At 40.4% G+C, this 21,642-nt stretch carries 16 protein-coding genes; 6 read left to right on the top strand and 10 right to left on the bottom strand.

Features of this window, described 5'->3' with window-relative positions; genetic code table 11:
• The first annotated feature begins 110 nt into the window (after positions 1-110).
• Positions 111-290, top strand: coding sequence for a histone H1 (locus OQX62_RS11280; RefSeq protein WP_265831639.1), 180 nt, complete (start codon positions 111-113; stop codon positions 288-290).
• A 66-nt stretch (positions 291-356) separates the two neighbouring features.
• On the opposite strand, the gene dapA is transcribed toward OQX62_RS11280, so the two are convergent.
• The 3 genes from dapA to OQX62_RS11295 are packed head-to-tail and all read right to left on the bottom strand — an operon-like array spanning position 357 to position 3,963.
• On the bottom strand, positions 357-1,232 hold the full coding sequence (dapA, locus tag OQX62_RS11285; RefSeq protein ID WP_265832170.1) for a 4-hydroxy-tetrahydrodipicolinate synthase: 876 nt from the start codon (positions 1,230-1,232) through the stop codon (positions 357-359).
• Between the two features lie 10 nt (positions 1,233-1,242).
• Positions 1,243-3,255, bottom strand: coding sequence for an NAD-dependent DNA ligase LigA (gene ligA, locus OQX62_RS11290; protein ID WP_265831640.1), 2,013 nt, complete (start codon positions 3,253-3,255; stop codon positions 1,243-1,245).
• Positions 3,256-3,276: 21 nt separating this feature from the next.
• Positions 3,277-3,963: a hypothetical protein gene (locus OQX62_RS11295; protein ID WP_265831641.1), complete on the bottom strand. Its 687-nt coding sequence runs from the start codon at positions 3,961-3,963 to the stop codon at positions 3,277-3,279.
• 62 nt (positions 3,964-4,025) lie between these two features.
• On the opposite strand from OQX62_RS11295, the gene tyrS reads away from it, so the two are divergent.
• A complete protein-coding gene (tyrS, locus tag OQX62_RS11300) occupies positions 4,026-5,312 on the top strand; it encodes a tyrosine--tRNA ligase (protein ID WP_265831642.1) in 1,287 nt (428 codons plus the stop codon).
• 7 nt (positions 5,313-5,319) lie between these two features.
• Here the strand turns inward: tyrS and OQX62_RS11305 are convergent, their stop codons facing one another.
• The 3 genes from OQX62_RS11305 to OQX62_RS11315 are packed head-to-tail and all read right to left on the bottom strand — an operon-like array spanning position 5,320 to position 9,124.
• Entirely contained in the window at positions 5,320-6,303 is a 984-nt protein-coding gene (locus tag OQX62_RS11305; RefSeq protein ID WP_265831643.1) for an acyl transferase, read from the bottom strand.
• Between the two features lie 30 nt (positions 6,304-6,333).
• Positions 6,334-6,684, bottom strand: a complete 351-nt coding sequence (locus OQX62_RS11310; protein ID WP_265831644.1) for a hypothetical protein — start codon at positions 6,682-6,684, stop codon at positions 6,334-6,336.
• A gap of 1 nt (position 6,685) precedes the next feature.
• Entirely contained in the window at positions 6,686-9,124 is a 2,439-nt protein-coding gene (locus tag OQX62_RS11315; protein ID WP_265831645.1) for a penicillin acylase family protein, read from the bottom strand.
• 204 nt (positions 9,125-9,328) lie between these two features.
• Between OQX62_RS11315 and OQX62_RS11320 the strand changes: the two genes are divergently transcribed.
• The 3 genes from OQX62_RS11320 (at position 9,329) to glgB (ending at position 16,789) form a co-directional block, all read left to right on the top strand.
• Complete coding sequence (locus tag OQX62_RS11320) at positions 9,329-12,160, top strand: TonB-dependent receptor (protein ID WP_265831646.1); 2,832 nt, start codon at positions 9,329-9,331, stop codon at positions 12,158-12,160.
• A 161-nt stretch (positions 12,161-12,321) separates the two neighbouring features.
• Entirely contained in the window at positions 12,322-14,793 is a 2,472-nt protein-coding gene (locus tag OQX62_RS11325; protein WP_265832171.1) for a glycoside hydrolase family 31 protein, read from the top strand.
• Positions 14,794-14,824: 31 nt separating this feature from the next.
• Positions 14,825-16,789: a 1,4-alpha-glucan branching protein GlgB gene (glgB, locus tag OQX62_RS11330; protein WP_265831647.1), complete on the top strand. Its 1,965-nt coding sequence runs from the start codon at positions 14,825-14,827 to the stop codon at positions 16,787-16,789.
• Positions 16,790-16,865: 76 nt separating this feature from the next.
• Here the strand turns inward: glgB and gap are convergent, their stop codons facing one another.
• Genes gap through pfkA form a run of 3 tightly spaced genes read right to left on the bottom strand, consistent with a single transcriptional unit; the run spans position 16,866 to position 19,704 of the window.
• Complete coding sequence (gene gap / locus OQX62_RS11335; protein ID WP_265831648.1) at positions 16,866-17,867, bottom strand: type I glyceraldehyde-3-phosphate dehydrogenase; 1,002 nt, start codon at positions 17,865-17,867, stop codon at positions 16,866-16,868.
• A 5-nt stretch (positions 17,868-17,872) separates the two neighbouring features.
• Entirely contained in the window at positions 17,873-18,718 is an 846-nt protein-coding gene (locus tag OQX62_RS11340; protein WP_265831649.1) for a hypothetical protein, read from the bottom strand.
• Positions 18,718-19,704: a 6-phosphofructokinase gene (pfkA, locus tag OQX62_RS11345; RefSeq protein WP_265831650.1), complete on the bottom strand. Its 987-nt coding sequence runs from the start codon at positions 19,702-19,704 to the stop codon at positions 18,718-18,720. The genes OQX62_RS11340 and pfkA overlap by 1 nt, the downstream gene beginning before the upstream one ends.
• Before the next feature lie 116 nt (positions 19,705-19,820).
• On the opposite strand from pfkA, the gene OQX62_RS11350 reads away from it, so the two are divergent.
• The gene (locus OQX62_RS11350; protein ID WP_265831651.1) at positions 19,821-20,510 is read left to right on the top strand and encodes an NUDIX hydrolase; all 690 of its coding nucleotides are present in this window, start codon (positions 19,821-19,823) and stop codon (positions 20,508-20,510) included.
• A gap of 61 nt (positions 20,511-20,571) precedes the next feature.
• Here OQX62_RS11350 and OQX62_RS11355 read toward each other — a convergent pair whose 3' ends face one another.
• Positions 20,572-21,435: an N-acetylglucosamine kinase gene (locus OQX62_RS11355; RefSeq protein WP_265831652.1), complete on the bottom strand. Its 864-nt coding sequence runs from the start codon at positions 21,433-21,435 to the stop codon at positions 20,572-20,574.
• Positions 21,436-21,642: the final 207 nt, after the last annotated feature.

A 21,642-nucleotide genomic window follows, 5' to 3' on the forward strand; every position in this document is an offset into this window, starting at 1 on the left:
CCGTTTATTTTCTATTATTTCTTATGTAAAAACTTTTTTTATAGTAATAAAGGAGTTATATTAGTAATTAAGTATTAATACAACCTAAAAAACCAAACTATAATTTAAAGATGAAAAAATTTAATGAATTAAAGGAACTGCTGACTTCGCTGGAAGTTGATGCAGAAAAGTTTTACAGCAAATCGAATAGTGCTGCCGGTACACGTGTTCGTAAGGGGATGCAGGATCTCAAGAATTTGGCACAGACAATCCGTCTGGAAATTCAGGAAACTAAAAACAAAGAAGCGTAATTTGCTTCCTGTAAACAAAAATGCCCTGATTGTTATATCGGGGCATTTTCGTTAGTCTTATTATAACTAATTCTGTTGTATCTGTTTAATAATTTGTTCGGCCAGTCCTGCAGTAGCGGGTACCAATGGCAGACGCACCTGGTCTCCACACACATTGAAATGCTTTAAGGCAGCCTTTACACCCGCAGGATTTCCTTCTGCAAAGATTAAACGCGTAAATTCTATCAGCTTTAAATGGAGAGGAAGCGCCGCGGCGAAGTCGCCCGCCAGACATAACCTGATCATCTCTGATAATTGTAAAGGCAAAGCATTCCCCACCACAGATATCACTCCCGAAGCACCTAATGCAATCATTGGTAAGGCTACGGGATCATCTCCGGAAATTAACAGGAAATCTTCTGGTTTATCTCTCATGATCTGGTTGAACTGATCAAAGTTACCTGAAGCTTCTTTTGTACCTATCACATTTTTACAGTCATGCGCCAGTCTGCAGGTGGTCTCCGGACTCACATTGCTGGCTGTACGCCCCGGCACATTATAAAGTAATACATCGAGGTCGGTCGATTCACTTATTGCCTTATAGTGCTGATATATGCCTTCCTGAGTTGGCTTGTTGTAATATGGGCTGGCTGAAAGTATAGCCGAATAACCTTCTTTATCGAAATTCCTGATTGTATCAATTACTTCTGCGGTATCGTTACCGCCAATTCCTGCTATTAATGGTAGTCTGCCGTTATTTATTTCTGCTGTAAATGCCCAGATCTTCTTCTTTTCTTCCTTATTGAGTGTTGCTGATTCACCTGTAGTACCTAATGATACCAGATATTCTACCTTCCCGTCGATCTGGTAGTTGATCAGTTTCTCTAAACTGCCATAATCTACCGATCCGTCTGCATTAAATGGGGTAACCAAGGCTACACCCGTTCCACGAAATTTGTTCATCATCTTTTCTTTACTTCAATAGCTCTAATAAGTCGTCCTCTGAAATCATTTGGACTTTCAGTTTTTGTGCTTTTTCCAGTTTGGAGGGGCCCATATTATCGCCCGCCAGCAAGTAGTTCAATTTTGCAGAGATACTGCTTAAGACTTTGCCGCCGTTGCTTTCTATAAGACCTTTCAGCTCTTCCCGGCCGTAATTTTCAAAAACTCCCGAAATTACAAATGTTTTTCCAGTTAATTTGTCACTTTCTAATGTTATTACCGTGTCTTCAGCTTCGAACTGTAGTCCCTGTGCCTTCAGCAGCTCTATTTGCTCCAAATGTTCTGGTTTGCTAAAGTATTCAATGATACTTTCCGCAATGCGCTGCCCAATTTCGTTGATGGCAACCAGTTCCTCCAGACTTGCTTTGATCAGGTTATCGATGCTTTTTGTACCAATAGCCAGTTTACGTGCTACGGTTTCACCTACATATCTTATTCCTAAGCCGAATAATACTTTTTCAAAAGGCATCTGTTTGGACAGCTCAATGCCTTTCAACATGTTTTCTATTGATTTTTCACCGAAACGTTCTATATTTTTCAGCTCGTCAGCCCTGTCTTTCAGGGTATATAAGTCGCTGATATGCCTTACCAGATCCCTATGATAAAAAGCTTCTATCGTTTCATCTCCCAATCCGTCAATATTCATGGCTTTACGACCGATAAAATGCTGGATTTTGCCGACGATCTGTGGGGGACATGCTTCGTCATTAGGACAATAAAATGCGACTTCTCCTTCCTTCCTGATCAGCGGGGTATTACATTCCGGACAGATGAAAGGGTAGATGACCGGAGTTGCATCAGCCGCTCTTTTGTCCAGATTAACATTGATAATCTTTGGAATGATTTCACCCCCTTTTTCAACAAATACAGTGTCTCCTTCATGGAGATCCAGACGTTCAATTTCATTTGCATTATGCAGTGTAGCCCGCTTTACTGTTGTTCCTGCCAGTAATACCGGCTTTAAATTAGCTACAGGGGTCACAGCACCGGTACGGCCAACCTGATAGGTGACTTTTTCCAGTATAGTTTCTACTTCTTCTGCTTTAAACTTATAAGAGATCGCCCAACGGGGTGATTTGGCGGTGAAACCCAACTCCTGTTGTTGTGTATAGCTATTTACTTTGATTACGATGCCATCAATTTCATAACCCAGCTGGTGTCTTTCGGTACTCCAGTGTGCAATGAATAATAATACATCATCAATATTGCTCTTCAGTTCTGTATGCGCTGATACATGGAAGCCCCATGCTTTTAGTGCCTGCAGACTTTCCCAGTGTGTTCTGAAATATTCTTTTTCTGTATTCAGCGAATAGAAAAATGCGTCCAGCGGTCGTTTTGCCACTTCTTTAGGATCCTGCATTTTGATGGTGCCTGAAGCAAAATTACGTGGGTTGGCATAAGGAATTTCCCCCAGTTCCTCACGTTCTCTGTTGAGCCTCAGAAAGGCGGCTTTATGCATAAATATCTCACCCCTGATTTCAAAAAGGGGAGGTGCCTGATCCGTTTTAAGGTGGTGTGGAATATTATTGATGGTCTTCACATTTGAAGTAACATCATCACCCTTTGAACCATCGCCACGTGTAACTGCGCGGAGCAGTTTATTGTTTTCATAAGTGAGGCTGATGGACAAGCCATCGAATTTCAGTTCACATACATATTCGAAGTTATCTCCGATAGATTTTTTGATACGTTCATCAAAATCCCTTAAGTCCTGCTCATTATAAGTATTTCCCAAAGAAAGCATCGCCCATTTGTGCTTTACGGTAGTAAAGCTTTTAGTGATTTCTCCACCAACCCTTAAAGTAGGTGAATTGGGATCAGCAAATTCCGGATGTTCTTTTTCCAGGCGTGCGAGTTCTTCGAGTTTTTTATCAAACTCATAATCCGCGATTGTTGGCATAGCCAAAACGTAATAATTATAACTATGCTGGTTAAGTTCATTAACCAGGGCATCTATAGTGTCTTTAATAGAAGATTGCGACATATTGCGAAGTTAGTAAATCAGCTATAAATCCTGCTTCATTAATTCACTTTCGATCTGATCGAAAATGACCATGAAATCGTCCTGGATACTCTCCTTATATAAGATTAACCTTCCGGTTAAATCAGCAAGCTGCTCTTCCGTAAACGGTTGTGCCCATAAACGCATGCAGATACGGTTAAGTGCATAAGTTATGTTTTCCATTTTTAAGTAACTCAGCAGATAACGACTGGAGATGAAATTGGTCAGGAATTTATCGAACAACACTTCATCCGGTAATCCAGCCTGCGCCAGGAAACGATCCAGTACCGGCCCTTTTGCGCTGTAAAGCTGCCTGTAAAAAGTATCTGCGCTGACAACATTTTTTGTGATGAGCAGGTGATCCAGGATCAGTTCCAGTCCTATGTGGGCCAGGAAAAATGGCTTCACAGGTCCGCTGTTCATTACTGGTAATATGAATTTTTTGAGTTTTGCAGTTTCCTCTTTAAAAAAGCCGGAAGAGTGAAACTGGCGGTCTACTTCAAGATGTCTTTTCCAGCCAGTCAGCAGTGCAAACTGATCGGGATCCGGTTCATAAAGGTATTCAGCTTTCTGCGGATTGAGATTCCAGTCCTTATGTGCATTTTTTACGAAATCCGGCAATACTACGCCCATTACGATAAAATCATTTGTATTGTGCCTTTCGAAGTAAAAATGTGATAGGAAGTTCATCGCTTCTAAATTAGAAATTTTTTAACGAGGCTTTTCTTATATTTGGCGAAAAGTAAAGAAGAATGACCAATTTTGTTGACGAATTAAGATGGAGAGGCATGTTACATGACGTCATGCCCAATGCAGAGGATAAATTAAATGAAGGCATGTGCTCGGGATATATCGGCTTTGATCCAACCGCAGATTCGCTCCATGTTGGCCATCTTACACAGATCATGACTTTAATTCACTTTCAGCGTGCAGGTCATAAACCTTATGCGCTGGTAGGCGGGGCTACAGGGATGGTCGGTGATCCGTCTTTCAAATCTGCTGAGCGAAACCTGCTCAACGATGAAACCCTTGCAGTTAATTTAGCAGGAATTAAAGTGCAGCTGACTAAGTTTTTAACTTTCAGCGAGGAAGGTAATGGTGCTGTTATGGTAAATAATGCCGACTGGTTTAAGAGTTTCAGCTTTCTGGATTTCATCAGAGATGTGGGTAAACACTTTACAGTGAACTACATGATGGCAAAGGACAGTGTGAAGAAACGTTTGGAAGGTGAAAATGGAATGTCTTTCACAGAGTTCAGTTACCAGCTGATCCAGGGATATGATTTTTACTACCTATGGAAAAATAACAATTGTACTTTTCAAATGGGGGGGTCGGATCAATGGGGGAATATCCTTACCGGAACAGAAATGATCAGAAGAAAAGGTGCGGGCACAGGTTACGGGCTGACTACACAACTGATTAAAAAAGCTGATGGTACCAAATTCGGGAAAACCGAAAGTGGTGCAATATGGTTAGATCCGGAAAAAACTTCACCCTATAAATTCTATCAGTTCTGGCTAAATGCTACAGATGCAGATGTGAAGATGTGGATCCGAATTTTTACTTTATTCAGCAAAGATGAGTTAGAAAAGCTGGAAGCTGAGCATGATGCTGCGCCTCATTTAAGGATATTGCAAAAGGCACTGGCGACGGATATTACTATCCGTACCCACTCTGAAGCAGCACTGGAAACGGCATCAAAAACTTCAGAATTTTTATTCGGTAATGGTCCGCTGTCATTTCTTGAATCTTTAAGTCACGATCATGTGATGGAGATTTTTGAAGGTGTAGCTCAGTTTGAGATCAGCAAAGCTGAATTAGCCGAGGGTATTGATGCGGCAACCTTATTGGCGGAGAAAACAACTGTTTTTCCTTCAAAAGGAGAAGTAAAGAAAACAGTACAGGGTGGTGGACTGAGTATCAATAAAGAAAAAGTTACAGACTTAGTCGGGCAGTATACACTTGCTCATCTGATCAATGATAAATATATAATTGTACAAAAAGGTAAAAAGAACTACTTCCTGCTGATTGCAGGATAGTAGCATTTTATTGTACCAGGAGGTTACATCCCCGGATATCAGCATTATCAAAACGGCCCAGGACTTCAAAGGAACCGTCCGGGAATACTCGTCCCAGGTCCTGTGTCGCGATAAATGAGCAGGAATTGATATTTGCCAGGTCGATGATATTAATACCACCTGTCTGATTTTTTTCGAGTAATGTTAAGGGATCGTTGGTATCTCTTAACACTACTTTCATCCATGGGGGACAATCAAAGATCCCGTTTCCTGAAGAGTAAGCCTGAGAAAGAAGTTCTGTCATTCCATATTCACTGTGAATAAAGTTTACACCAAATCCTGCTTTCAAAATATTATGTAATTCCTCCCTTACCATTTCTTTTCTTTTTCCTTTCATGCCACCAGTTTCCATCACGATCAGTTCGGGGAAGTTTATGGCATATGTATCCAGAAAATCTAGCAAAGCATAGGTTACACCTATCAAAATCGTTTTCTGACCTGAATTTTGTCTTTCCTGCAGCCGCTTATATAGGTCTTCGTGATTATGCAGAAAATAACCACTTTCCGGATGTTCACTTTGTTTCAAAAGTGCATCCACCATGTAGATCAGTGAAGAACCATCACGTTCCAGATAGGAAGGTAAAAGCGCAAGTATGCAAGTATCTTTCGCGATGCCATAAAACTGCTGAAACGCTTTGTTAAAGCTATCCTCATATACAGCAACATCAGTCACAAAGTGTTTGCTTTGCGACATGCCCGTAGTACCTGAACTGCTGAAAACGATCTCTTCAGTGGCGTTATCGCTAACTACCCGGTGTGTTTTAAAGAAGCTGATGGGTAAATAAGGGATCTCGTTAACCTGGCTAATCTCCGCAGGTTTTACAGCAAGATGGCTGATGAATTCTTTGTATACCAGGCAATTTTCTGCCTGGTATCTGAATATATTTAAGGCCGTTTCATTGAACTGCGCTTTGGTGCTTATAGAAAAGATTTGAGGGATTGAAATTTTCACCCCGCAAAAATACGTAACAAATTTTTGAGTTTAGCTATTCGTTTTCTTTACTAAAATGGCTTTTCTGAACTGATAGCCACAATAGCCGCTAATAGCAGCAGTGAAACCGCCCAGTATAGCCATGAGTGCAAGTATAAGCCACCAGGCCTGTACACCAAACATTTGCGCAACCTTTGATACCAATAAATGTTGGTTGGGCATACTTTTAAAGAGAGCCATTCCTATCCAGAGCAGCACTATAGCGAAGAAAGGCGACCAAAGAGATAGTTTAGCTGTTTTTCCTATTAGTCCGCAGGTAGCAAAGGAGATGATAACAATAATCCACCAGGGTAAAACGAGCTGGAGCAGAAAAGAAGCGATAAGCACAACTATAAAAACCATATTATTTTTTTGAAATTGTTAAACGTGAAATGATCTTACCGGAATGATCTGTGACGGATTGCATAAAATATAAATCATATAATTTGCCTCCTGCCCAGGTGCTGATCATATTATCATAAAAGGGGCTGCCCGGATTTCCTGATTGTCCGCCAGGATAAACGCCATGACCTTTTGGTGTTTTGCCCAGTTCGACGACCATTCTCCATGAAGGTCCGTTACTTTCGCTCAATGCATTGATGGTACTTTTACCTCCGCCAATCATCAATGTTTCTGAACCAAATCCGGGAATGTTGGCAAGATGCGGAACATGTGTTTTCTTGACATTGGCCCAGGCCCAGTTTTTACCAATTGTACCATACTTACGCTCCAGACTGTCGCAAGCATATTTGAATGCTTCATTGACTAATTCATCCAGGGTTTCTTTGGCTGGAGTATTCACATTGTCAAACCATTCAGATCCGGGATCTTTTAAGATGAGTTCGACAGTGCGGTCTCTGGATGGATAAATCATCGGTATGGTGGCAATCGTAAAATCATCATCCCAGATGTTGAAAAATAAACGTTTGGTCCACAGTTCAAAGACACTGGCACCGATTGCTTTTGCATCATAGAATTTCTTCCATTTGCTGATGATGTTTAATGCCTCTTTCTGTGTGGCATTTAAATTATTCGGATCCACTTTGGAGAGTAATGCCGGTAGTATATTTTGAGCGAAGATACTGTAATTGTCACTTTGCATAAGCCGGATACTGTCGGCAGTAGCATTTTTCATTACTTTAAGTCTGTCATTGATACGTTTTCCGCGTTCATAAGATCCGAATTCCCAATTGATATAGTATGGATATGTGGGGTCTGTTGAAGATTGATTTGCAGAGCTGACAAAATTTCTTTCCGGATTTTTTACTGTAGGATTCTGGCTGGCGGGAATCCATCCCTGCCAGTCATTCTTTGGATCGGATCCATCGAGAATAAACTTACCCTGATCTTTGTATTTTAAAGGGAACTTACCATTAACTGTAATCGCAATATCATTATCAGCCGATGCAAATACAAAGTTTTGGGCCGGTGCAGTATAAAAAGTAAGCGCATCACGGTAATCAGCATAATTCCTGCCCCTGTTGAGTTTATAGAAGGTCATGAGCTCATTGGATTCTTCATGTGCTATCCATCTGAGTGCATTTCCGGTTGGTACATTATCTGCCATTTTCAGTTTTTCCGGCTTTTGGAAATAAACAACCGGACCCTGATGGGTATAATAAACGGTGTCAATTTCATTTTTATCGCCCCTTATTTTTATAGTTTCCAATCTCAACTGTGTGTTTTTCCACTGGTTGTCATATTTGTATTGCCGATGGGAATTATCTTTGAAGGTGATCTGATAGAAGTCGAGCACATCTGCTGCAACATTGGTTACTCCCCAGGCAATATGCTGATTGAAGCCAATAGTAATTCCCGGAGCACCAGGCAGTGAAACACCATAGGCATTTAATCCGGGTGCATTCAGTTGAATCTGATACCATATAGAGGGCAGTGTGAGATTAAGATGCGGGTCATTGGCCAGGATTGGATAACCTGAAAGGGTTTTTTCTCCGGATATAGCCCAGTTATTGCTGCCGATACCATCTTCCAGTTCCTTTGTTTTTACGGTGCTGGTCATCATGTTCATGCTGGAAGCGGGAGGCTGAGGAATAGGGAGCGGTTTGAAATCCCATTTTGTACCCACAGGAATGATTGGATCTTCTTTAAATGGGTAATCTGGGAAGAGATTGCTGGTAATTTCAGGGCCGAATTTTTTCATGATATTGGTCATATAGAACTCGTTGGAGCCCATAGCCAGTACGGCCGACATCTGTTTGAGCAGTAAAGCACATTTTAATGGTGTCCAGTCTTCTGGCTTAAAGTCGAGCAGCTTGTACTCCAGCGGGTATTCTGCTGCAGAAAGAGAATGAATATAAGCGTTAATACCGTCGCTGTAAGCATTCATCATTTCTTTTGATTTGGGATTGGCCATCATTCCTTTGAGCGAATTTTCTGCGCCATAGACCATACCCATTCTCCGTTGATACCTGTCCAGTTCAATCGCTTTTTTACCCACCACTTCGGATAATCTTCCGGCTGCATAGCGTGTCTGAAAGTCCATTTGCCATAACCGGTGCATAGCCGTAATATAACCCTGTGCAAAATAGACATCATGGTCATTTTTGGCGAAAACATGAGGAATCATCCTGTCATCAAAAACAATATCAACCGTTTCCTGCGTACCTTTTAATACCAGTTTGCTGCTGGCTTTTACACTTATTCTCTCTGCATTTTGCCAAAAACCGGTGAAGGGGTTCATGAATTTTAATAGCGGGGGCAGATCGCCGAACTTTGTATTTAGGGCAAAAGCAAGCAGGATGGGGATAAGTATACAGATTGAAGCTTTTATTTTATTCCACATATTTGATTTTTATTAAGCTGTTTAATAGTGTTCAACAGATCTGCATAAGCATTTGCAATTTACCATAAAACAAACGGTTATTTAATCATAAATCTTCATCAAATTTTACCATTGGATTTTTTAAGGAAATAAAATTTGCATTTGACAGGATTAGTCTTAAGTTTATACTTAATTAACCTGCATCTCTAATCAAATATAAATTATATGAACACTTTGTTAACAAGAGCTATATTGCTTTTTGTGCTATGTTCAACTGTAAGCTTCGTCAAGGCTCAGAGTATCAACATTAACGGTTACGTGTCTGACAAGCTGACTAAAGAACCCATTCCCGGCGTAAGTATCACTATTAAAGGAACAACTGTTGGTACCGCCACAGGGCAAGCGGGGAAATTTTCATTACGAACGACAGAAAAAGTACCTTTCACACTGGTTGTTTCCTTTCTTGGCTATACGAAAACAGAATATCCGGTAAATGGTAATACCAACGATTTAAATATCGAACTGGAATCCGCATCAATCTTAGGGCAGGAAGTAGTAATTTCTGCATCACGCACACCCGAAAGAATTCTGGAATCACCTGTTTCTATTGAGCGGATGAGTGCGGCTTCGATCAAAGATCTGCCGGCGCCTTCATTTTATGATGCATTGAACAATATGAAAGGGGTAGAAATCAGTACGCAGAGTTTAACTTTTAAATCAGTCAATACCCGGGGCTTTAACTCTAATGGTAATACCCGTTTTAATCAATACGTTGATGGAATGGATAATCAGGCACCCGGACTGAATTTCTCTGTCGGCAATATTGTTGGAATTACGGAGCTTGACGTAGACAATGTAGAATTGCTGCCGGGTGCTTCTTCTGCATTATATGGTGCAGGTGGTATCAATGGGACTTTACTGATGACTTCTAAAAATCCTTTTGACTATCAGGGTGCAAGTTTTCAGTTTAAGAGCGGGATCAACCATGTGAATGATGGGAATAGCTCCACTCAGCCATTTAAACAACTGGACGTACGTTTAGCTAAGGCTTGGAATAATAAATTCGGGATCAAAGGATCATTTTCGTTTTTGCAGGCCAAAGACTGGGTGGCGGATGACTATAGTAACTTTGACCGGGCTTCCAGAACTGCTAAGGGCGGCGACAGAAGTACAGATCCCAATTATGACGGGATTAATGTGTATGGTGATGAGGTGAGTCAGAATATGAGAAACGTTGCACAATCTGTACTCAATGCGGGACAGGCTGCTTTTATTGAAAACTATGGAAAGGCTACAGGTGGTCTTGTGCCCAATCAGGCTCAGATCAATGGTTTTTTAAGCACTAATGCGCAGACTGCACCCTTTTATGCAGGTTTAAATACACCGGGTCTGATCCCTAATCAGAATGTATCAAGAACGGGCTATAAAGAAAGTGACCTGGTGGATTACAATACCCAGTCATTAAAAACATCTACAGCCATTTATTACCGCTTCAACAGTACAATCGAAGCGGTTGCACAAGCTAACTGGGGTACTGGTACATCCGTTTATACAGGGTCTGACCGTTATTCACTTCGTAATTTTAGCATCGGACAATATAAACTGGAATTAAAAGGACAGGACTTTTTTCTGAGGGGTTATACTACACAGGAGCGCTCCGGCGATTCGTATATCTCATCTATTCTGGGCAGTTATATCAATGAGCAATCCAAGGTTTCTCAGACCTGGTTTCCGCAGTATATTGGGAATTACGTGGGTGCCCGTTTAAATCCCGGCATTACAGATGCGCAGGCACATGCGATAGCAAGATCGGCTGCAGATCAGGGAAGGTATGAGCCGGGTTCTGTCGCATTTGAAACGGCTAAAGAAGCGATTATCAATAATACGATCAGTTCTGGTAAAGGAGCTAAGTTTGATGATAAAACGAACCTTTACCATTACGAAGGCATGTATAACTTCAGTAATATCTTAAAGAATGTAGTTGAATTTCAGATCGGAAGTTCTTACAGGAAGTACCAGCTGCGGTCGGCCGGAACCATCTTTGACGATTTGAACAGGAAGCTTGATATTGATGAATATGGCGCTTTTGCTCAGCTTGGTAAAAAGATGTTCAATGATAAATTTAAACTGACGGTAGCCGGCCGGTATGATAAAAATCAAAATTTTGAAGGCAGGTTTACACCACGTGTGACAGGTGTTTTTACTGTTGCACCTAATCAGAACATCAGAGCCTCCTTCCAGACAGGTTACCGTAACCCTACAACGCAAAATCAATACATAGATCTGGCGGTGGGTGGTGGTTCACAGCGCCTGATCGGGGGCTTGCCGGAGATCCTGAATAAATATGAATTATACGATATCAAACCCTATACTGATGTTAGCTACCGTGCTTTTCTGGCTTCGGCAGCTGCCGGAACGCCAAACCCTGCCTTACTTCAAAGTTATACCTTTGACCCAAAAGGTGTGCGTCCGGAAAGTGTGAAAGCCTACGAAGTTGGGTATAAAGCATTACTTGGTCCCAGACTTTTGTTAGATGCCTATGCGTATTATAATCAATACAAAAACTTTATCACATCAGTTGATGTATACCAGAATAAGGGAGGGACGTTTACTAAGTTTGGTGTGCCGGTAAATGCTGCTGCTGAAGTTAATTCTTATGGCGCTGCATTGGGACTGGATTATCTGCTTGGTCAATTTAATTTAAGCGGAAATGTATCCTACAATAAAATCGGGGATTTACCGGAAAATTATATCAATGATTTCAATACGCCAGAATACCGTTTCAACTTTGGAATAGGCAATAAAAATATCATCAGGAATGTAGGCTTTAATGTGAATTACAGATGGCAGGACAGGTTTTACTGGAACTCTTCTTTTGCTTCGGGCGATGTGCCTGCCTATGGCTCGCTTGATGCACAGGTTAACCTGAAAATTCCTGCTGTAAATTCAATGATTAAGATCGGCGGTTCAAACGTGCTGAATAATTATTACATTACCTCTTTTGGCAATCCGAAAGCCGGGGCGCTTTATTATATCGCTTATACATTTAATCCATAAACTATATTACAATGTCTCTCAGACCCGGATATTTCTATCCGGGTTTTTTGTTTTTAATTGAATTATAATCCAAAAAAATCTTGGCATTTGCGATTATAATTAACACTTTAGCTAATGAAATCAGCGATTTCAGCGTAAAAACTTTTACACACACCATATCTATGGACGAATTGGAAGAACAAGGAAACGAAATAAAGAACGACGAGAATATTAAAGAGATAGTAGAAGAAACTATACAGCATTTAAACAATCCGGTACTTGATTTAAAGCCGATTGTCAAAAAATATCTGACTCAAATTCAAAAAGTACAAGTAGAAGGTAACCGGTTTTTCTTTTCCGATGGGGAAGCAAGAGTTGAGGTGAGGATTGTCAGTGATGAAATCATTCGCGTCCGCTTAGCTCCGCATGGTGTTTTTCTGGACGATTTTTCTTATGCAGTGCCTGTGGTTGATCAGAAAGTAAGTACTTTCAGTATGGAAGAGCATGAAGATTTTTATGCGATTGCTACCAATACAATTACTTGCAAGGTCAGAAAAAGCGATTTCCATGTCTCCTTTACAGAGAACCTTACTCAAATGGTGATGAGCGAAGATGCCCGGCCAATGCATTGGGAAGAGAATGCTGAGTTTGGCGGCTATTATGTATTTGCGACTAAAAAATGCTTCCCTGAGGAGAACTTTTTTGGTCTTGGTGATAAGTCTGGTAACATGAATCTTCGTGGTCGCCATTTCCAGAACTGGAATACTGATGCCTACTCATTTGGCTGGGAGCAGGATCCTTTATACAGAACTATTCCTTTTTATACAGGTGTGCATCAGCAGTCCGCTTACGGTATTTTCTTTGATAATACCTTCCGTTCCTATTTTGACTTTGGGAAAGAAGACAATGATAAAACCAGTTTTTGGGCTGATGGTGGTGAGTTGCAGTATTATTATATCCACGGACCTCATATGATGGATGTGCTAAAACGATATCAAACGCTGACCGGTACACATCCTATGCCACCGAAGTGGGCGCTGGGTTATCACCAGTGCCGCTGGAGTTATTATCCGGAAAGTAAGGTGAAGTCAGTTGCCGAAGGTTTCCGCTCCAGAAATATCCCTTGTGACGCGATCTATTTTGATATTGATTACATGGACGGTTACCGTTGTTTTACCTGGAACAAGAAGCATTTTCCTGATCCGCGGAGAATGATCAAAGAACTTGCTGATGATGGTTTTAAAACCGTTGTGATGATTGATCCTGGAATTAAAGTTGACGATAATTACTGGGTTTTTAAAGAAGGTAAAGAGAACAATTACTTCTGCAGAAGAAGTGACGATTATTTCATGGAAGGGCATGTTTGGCCCGGAAGATGCCAATTCCCTGATTTTACTAATCCTACGGTGAGAGACTGGTGGGGCGGATTATATAAAGAGCTGGTGGACCTTGGTGTTGCAGGCGTATGGAATGATATGAACGAACCTGCTGTTTTTGGTGCAGGTACTTTTCCGAATGACGTACGTCATAATTATGATGGCTTCAGGGGATCACATCGCAAAGCTCATAATGTTTACGGCATGCAGATGGTTCGGTCTACCTATGACGGGCTGAAGAAACTCATGCGTAATAAACGTCCATTTACCATTACACGTGCCGGATATTCCGGTATGCAGCGTTATGGCTGTGTGTGGACCGGTGATAATGTAGCGAGCTGGGAGCATCTGAAAATGGGCAATATACAGTGTCAGCGTATGTCTGTTTCAGGGGTACCTTTCTGTGGTACTGACATTGGTGGCTTCAGTGGTGAACCGGATGGTGAATTGTTTACCCGCTGGATACAGCTTGGCACATTTTCACCATTTATGCGTGCACACTCTGCAGGTGATACAGCAGAAAGAGAGCCCTGGAGTTTTGGTGAGCCTTATACCAGTATCAACCGTAAATTTATCGAGTTACGTTACCGGTTAATGCCTTATTTCTATTCGGTATTCTGGGAGCATCACCGTTATGGTTTTCCTATCCTGCGTCCTTTAGTTATGCTGGAGCAGGAAAATGTGAGTAATCACTTCAGACAGGATGAATTTGCCTATGGAGATAAGATATTGGTATGTCCTATCCTGGAACAGGGGGCTAACTCCAGACAGGTTTATTTACCGAAAGGCCAATGGTATAATTTCTGGACACATGAGCTCCTTGCTGGTGGCACAGAGCATTTAATTGAAGCACCGCTGGAAGATATGCCTATTTTCATTAAGGCTGGTGCTGTCATCCCTGAATATCCTGTGATGCAATACGTAGGAGAGAAGCATGTTGAAGAAGTATTATTAAATATTTATTATGCTGACTACGAAGTGAATTCATTCTTTTTTGAAGATCACGGGGATACTTTTGCTTATGAGCAGGATATTTATTCAGAGAAGAAGTTTATTGTTAAAGGCTCTGCACGTCATTTGATTATTCATCAAAAGATAGAAGGGCTGTATACACCTAATTACGAACTTTATAATTATAATTTAATTGGCATTCCTTTTGGAGTAAGAAAAATAACATTGGATGGTAAGGAAATTAAAGATTACCTTATCGACGATCAAAATTGTTTGCGCTTTAAATCCAACAAGAACTTTTCTGAAATCCAAATATTAGGTGCCTGATAAAAAAAGGCACTGATCATAATTCCTTTTAATGATGGCCAAAAAAAAACAGGATAGCTCTGTTAAAAAAGAAACAGTAGAAAATACTGATCAACCTGTATGGATTTATAGTCTGCTGACAGACTTCGATATTTCTTTATTTGTTACCGGCAAGCACTTCCGTCTTTATGAAAAGATGGGAGCGCATTTGCTGACACTCCATAAAACCAACGGAACTTATTTTGCAGTCTGGGCACCGAATGCGCAGGATGTATATGTTGCAGGTAATTTTAATGAATGGGGTAAAACACACCGTTTATACAAACGTCTGGACAGCTCCGGAATCTGGGAAGGTTTTATACCTGCGCTGGGCAAAGGAGAGGTTTACAAGTACTTTATCACAGGATTTGATGGAGTGGCTTATGAAAAGGGTGATCCTTTTGCCACCCGGTGGGAACATCCTCCGCAAACAGCATCTGTGATATGGGATACTGATTACTCCTGGAAGGACAAAAGCTGGATCAAAAAGCGTGAAAAGATAAATGCTGATAGTGAGCCAATGTCTGTTTATGAACTGCACTTAGGCTCCTGGCAACGTGATCCTTCGGAGCCTGACAGAATCCTGACCTATAAAGAGATTGCGAATAGTTTAGTTCCTTATGTAGTTGAAATGGGCTTTACACACGTAGAGCTGATGCCGATTATGGAATATCCTTATTTCCCTTCATGGGGTTATCAGATTACGGGATATTTTGCGGCGAGTTCGAGGCATGGTACACCACAGGAGCTGATGTACCTGGTGGAGCAGCTTCATGCCAGTGGAATAGGGGTTATTCTGGATTGGGTACCTTCACATTTCCCGGGGGATGCACATGGTCTGTATCATTTTGACGGAACCCATTTGTATGAACATGCAGATATGCGTAAAGGGTTTCATCCCGACTGGAAGTCTTATATCTTTAACTATGACCGACCTGAAGTACGCTCTTTCCTGGTCAGCAACGCGATGTACTGGGTTGATCAGTTTCATGCGGACGGACTTCGTGTGGATGCGGTGGCTTCTATGTTATACTTCGACTTTTCCAGAACACCGGAGCAGTCCGGCACCAATGAATATGGTGGTTCAGAAAATCTAGGTGCAATACAGTTTTTGCAGGATATGAATGAATCTATAGCTGTTAATTTTAAAGGTGTACAGACTATAGCAGAAGAAAGCAGTACTTATCCGGGCGTAACACGTCCTGTAGCTGAAGGCGGTCTGGGTTTTGGGATGAAGTGGATGATGGGATGGATGAACGATACCTTAAAGTATTTTAAGACCGATCCTATCGACAGGAAGTTTAATCATCATCAACTTACCTTCAGTATTACCTATGCCTTTACTGAAAAGTTTATGCTGCCTTTTTCACATGATGAGGTGGTACATGGCAAATCTTCCATGATTTATAAGATGCCGGGTGATGAGTGGCGCAAACATGCCAATCTCAGGTTACTGTATGCTTATATGTTTACCCAGCCTGGTACCAAACTACTTTTTATGGGCAATGAAATTGCGCAGAACGGGGAGTGGAATTTTACGAAGTCGCTGGACTGGGATTTATTACAATATCCTTCCCATCTGGGCATGCAGACTTTTGTTAAGGCTTTAAATCATCTGTATCGTTCAGAGCCGGGGCTACATGATTTTAATTTTTCCCCTGAGGGATTTGAATGGATCAGTGCGGATGATGTAAACCATTCTATTTATATCTACACCAGGAAAGGTCATAAAGCGGAAGATACCTTAATTGTGATCCTGAATATGACCCCTGTCTATAGAGAAAACTACCGGATTGGTTTGCCTTTTAAAGCGAATTGGAAAGAGATCTTTAGCAGCGATGCAGAAGAGTTTTTCGGCAGCGGTAAACTGAATAAAGACGTGTTCAAACCTGAGCAGATTCCCGGCAATCACAGAGAATATTCTATTGAGGTAAATCTACCTCCATTAGGCGCTATTATACTTAAACAAAGCAAATAGTACCGGAAACAAGAAAAGGACGCTCCATCCAGAGGCGTCCTTTTTCTAACCAAATATAAACCTGTATGAACGGGTTTTATTTTAAGTTTCCGTAGTATTCTACGAATTTAGCTAATGCAGAAGAATAGCCCCACTCGTTGTCATACCATGAAACTACTTTTACGAAGTTGTCATTTAATGCGATACCCGCATTAGCATCAAAAATAGAAGCGTGGTCATCACCGATAAAGTCAGATGAAACAACCTCATCTTCAGTGTAACCTAACACACCTTTCAACTCACCTTCAGAAGCAGCTTTCATTGCATCTTTGATTTGCTGATAAGTAGCTGGTCTTTCTAAGCGTACTGTTAAATCTACAACTGATACATCAGCAACCGGAACACGGAAAGCCATACCAGTTAATTTGCCTTTAAGCTCAGGAATTACTTTAGTTACTGCTTTAGCAGCACCTGTAGCAGAAGGGATGATGTTAGAGAAACCACCACGTCCACCTCTCCAGTCTTTTGCAGACGGACCATCAACAGTTTTCTGAGTTGCTGTTACAGCATGTACTGTACTCATCAGGCCTTCAGCAATACCCCAGTTATCATTTAATACCTTAGCAATAGGAGCAAGGCAGTTTGTAGTACAGGAAGCGTTAGAAACAACAGTTTGATCTGCTGTTAATTTATCATGATTCACACCCATTACGTAAGTAGGGATTGAATCGTCTTTAGCTGGTGCTGAAAGAACAACTCTTTTTGCACCTGCAGTGATGTGTTTCTCAGCATCAACCTGAGTTAAGAATAAGCCTGTAGATTCAATAACTGTTTCTACACCAACTTCATTCCATTTTAAGTTTGCAGGATCTCTTTCTGCTGTGATACGAATTGTTTTTCCGTTAACCACAAGGTTTCCGTCAACAACTTCGATAGTACCATCAAAGCGTCCATGCGTAGTATCATACTTTAACATGTAAGCCATGTAATCTGGCTCAACTAAGTCATTTATTGCAACAACATCTAAACCTCTTTTTAAAGCAGCTCTAAAAACTAATCTGCCGATACGGCCAAAACCGTTTATTCCAATCTTTGTCATTATTGTTAATTTGAATAGTAATTAAGTAAATTATATATTGGTTGTTTGGTAATCGTTGTAATTTCAATCCCGTATTTCTGTGCTACTGCACGCAAGCGGTCCTGAAAGTTCCCTGCAACAATACCTATGAAATGAACTTCATTTCCAGGATGCAATTTTATTGTAGGTAAAAGGTATACTTCAAAATAACGCTCAAAAGCACTATCAATTATACCATGTATGTATTCATGTGTACTGTTCTCTATATAAAACTCTAAAAAAGAACTTAAAAATTGTTGTGCAAGCGTTTTTTTATACACCCGTTCCAGTATTTCAGTTCTATCCAGATCATATTTTTCACTGAACTTATGATGGAGTTCCAAAGGTAACTTTTCCTGCAGATAATTTTTAAGGATTATTTTACCCAGGTAATTTGCAGAACCTTCATCACCAAGAATAAAACCAAGTCCGAAGTTATTATCCTGCAGCTCTGTTCCGTCAAAATAAGCACAGTTAGCACCACTGCCTAAAATGCCAATAATGCCTTTCTCATTATAACATGCTGCTTTTGCCGCCCCATACAGATCATCATGAACATCGATTTTACTATGTTTAAAGAACAATCCCAGTGAAGTAGCCAGCTCATTTCTTCTGTCCTCTGATGTTGCCCCTGCTGCGAAAACATGGATCTTCTTGATTTGTTCCGCATGGTTGATCAGGGTTGTTTTTTTATTCAGCTGCTGTAATAATGCTTTCTGGTCTACAAAGCAGGGATTGATACCGGGCATAGTGCATTCTGCTATCGTCTTGCCGTCTCTGGCAATCTTCCAAACTGCAGTTTTTGATCCGCTATATACCACTGCTATCATCATTATATGGATAAAACTTTAGTCATTTCCAATAAATCGTTTTCCAGCTTAAATGTATGGGCAGTTAATGCTTCATCTAAACTTGTTAATGCAATTTCATTTCCCCGTAAGCCAACCATCTTCTGGGTATTCCCTTTCAGTAGTTCGTTTACAGCTGCATATCCCAATCTGCTACCTAAAATACGGTCGAAACTACTTGGGCTTCCTCCGCGTTGCAGGTGACCAAGGATAGTAACTTTAGTATCATAATGATTGAATTTCTCCTTAACCCTTTTAGCGATATCGTAAGCTCCACCTTGTTTGTGTCCCTCAGATACAATGACAATACTAGATGATTTCTTAGTTGCAGCGCCTATTTCCAGCTGCTTAACCAATTCATCAATACTTGTTGCTTTTTCCGGCAATAAAACTGCTTCAGAACCACTTGCAATAGCACTTCTTAATGCGATACAGCCTGAATCGCGACCCATTACCTCAACAAAAAATAACCTGTCATGTGAATCTGCAGTATCCCTGATTTTATCTATAGCTTCAATGACAGTATTTATTGCTGTATCATAGCCTAAAGTAAAGTCAGAGCCATAAAGGTCATTGTCAATTGTTCCTGGTACACCGATTACATTCACCTGATGTCTCTGTGCAAAACGGCGTGCTCCGGTAAAGGTTCCATCACCACCAATCACTACGAGTGCATCTATATTATGCGCTTTTAAGTTTTCAAACGCAAGGTCCATGCCTTCGTCTGTTTTGAAAGATAAACAGCGTGCTGTTTTAAGTATTGTACCACCCAGATGTATAATGTTGCTCACGGAACGTGCATCCATGGGAATAATATTATTATCTATTAATCCCTGATATCCTTGGAAAACTCCAAACATATTTATACCATTGTATATACCGGTGCGTACAACGGCTCTTATGCAGGCATTCATCCCGGGTGCGTCACCTCCAGATGTCAATACAGCTATATTTTTGATATTTGGTTTCATTTGCTTAATGACACGAATATACAGTGTAAATATTACACTAAGTAATTTAATTTGATTTATTTTATGTAAATCGCTGACAAGTATATTAATTTGCTTTAATTTTTAATAATTATATTTTGAAAGAACTCTTACCACACTTTAATTCCACCTTCTCCATCGACTGTATTTTATTCGGTTTTGATGAGGGTGAGTTGAAAATTCTATTGATTGAAAGGAATGAAGAGCCTTTTAAAGATTGGTGGGCCCTTCCCGGAAATCTTGTAAGTGAAAATGAAAGTCTGGATCAGTCGGCCTCAAGAATTTTGCATGAGCTGACCGGGCTTGACAATGTTTACATGGAACAGTTTTATACTTTTGGTGATGTTGGTCGCCACCCCCAGGGAAGAATCATTTCAGTAGCCTATTACGCAATGTTGCGTCTGGGAGGAGACAGGGTCTTGAAACCTGTCAGTTCCTATGCGAAACAAGCGTATTGGATCAATGTAAATGAGTTACCAAAACTTGCGTTTGACCACCAGAAAATATTTGATCAGGGACTGGAAAAAATCAAGCGAAGAATTAAGCATCAGCCTATAGCTTTTGAGTTGCTGCCGGAAAAGTTTACCCTCACCCAGTTGCAAAATGTTTATGAAGTAATTTTAGGTAAGAAGTTGGATAAGAGGAACTTTAGAAAAAAAATGCTGAGTTTCAATGTGCTGAAAGACCTGAATGAAAAGCAAAAAGGCGTGTCCTTCAGAGCTGCTACCTTATACCGTTTTGATAAGCGAAAATACGGTAAGTTATTTGGGAAAGAGATTTCCTTTTAAATATTTCCATATACAGAAAAGCCGGGCTGAAATTAATTTTAGCCCGGCTTTTCTGTATGATTTATTTTAGATTTTTTGCGGTTTGCATATGGTAATCTACCAGATCATCTATAGGTGAGCGAATGATTTTTCCGACACCCATCTCGTATCTGTCGGCCACTATACTCAGGATATCTCTAAAGCTATATCCTACTGAACCTACACAATTTAGTTTGTAGTCTTTATAGTTAGGATAGTGGATAACCAGGTTTTCAAAAAATGCAGTGAACGCATATTCTACGGTAGAGAAGGTATAATCTTCATAAGTATCTTTGTAGTCATACAGAAACTTACTGAATCCTGCACAAAAACGATTGGGAAGAGGTTTGTTATAAATGTTATCAAAGATATCTTCGTTGGTTAAAGCGAAATTATCGTAGAAACTTTCTCTTAGTCCTTTGGGCATATAACCCTTCATGTAGTCGCTCAGAATTCGTTTGCCTATGAAACATCCGCTTCCTTCATCACCTAAAAAGTAACCCAGGGAATCAATATTCAGAGAGATATCGCTACCATCATAAAGACAAGAGTTCGTTCCGGTTCCTAATATCGCTGCGAATCCTGGTTCATCACCAAGTAAAGCACGGCATGAAGCCAGTAAATCATGGCCAATGTTGATTTCTGCGTTCTCAAAGACCTGGCTCATCGCATCGGCAACAATTTTCTTTTTAGCATCAGTTGAACAACCTGCCCCGTAGTAGTAGACCTCTGTTAGTTTATCAGCCTCTAAATGATCTGGTAAAGACTTTTTTAAAGATCCAACAATATAATCTGTATCTGAAAAATACGGATTGTAACCTTCGGTATTGAAATGAATTTTTCTACCAGCTTCATTAATTAAACACCAATTGGTTTTGGTTGAACCACCATCTGCGATAACTATCATCTTAATTTGATTTTTGGGGAGTAAATGTAAATATTCCTGACACGCTAAAACTGTTTTTTTTCATAATTTTAATTTATCAAATGTTTGGTTTATAAGTATGGTTATTGATAACCCTTTGAAAACTGTATGGCTCCAATTGCTCATTTTTGGAACAGTCAAAACAGGATATTGTTAAAATAACACTAAGCTAAAATGATGTTTGTTATT

Origin of the sequence: Pedobacter sp. MR2016-24, assembly GCF_026239655.1 — a bacterium.
Taxonomy (GTDB): domain Bacteria; phylum Bacteroidota; class Bacteroidia; order Sphingobacteriales; family Sphingobacteriaceae; genus Pedobacter.